1 pseudogene is annotated in these 355 nt (G+C 72.1%); it reads right to left on the reverse strand.

Annotation, left to right across the window (positions count from 1 at the left end):
• A pseudogene (locus AC1DO7_RS41575) lies at positions 1-355 on the reverse strand (DNA topoisomerase IB); the annotation flags it as partial.

Raw genomic sequence — 355 nt, forward strand, 5'->3', positions numbered from 1 at the left:
GTCTCCCCCGCCGCGAAGTGGTCCAGCAGGCGCGGATCGACGTAGCTCTTTCGGGCGATCGACGGCGTGTTGCCCAGCACCGCCGCGGCGTCGACCATGGCGCGGCTCACGGCGCGCTTCCGGGCCGAGACCTTGGCCTGCGGGCCGCTCTTCGCCAGGCTCACGGCCGCCGCGACGGTGCCGCGCAGGGTGCGGAAGTCCTTCGCGGTGAAGTCCGCGCCGGTTCGTTCCTTGACGTACTCGTTGATCTCGGCGCTGGTGACCGGATGCCAGCTGCGGCCGTTCTTGTAGGCCAACAGCCGGGCGTTGCCGCCGCGGCGCTTGAGCGAGCGCACGACGGCGGCGAGGTCGGCGT

Source organism: Cupriavidus sp. 05N40 (assembly GCF_056397305.1).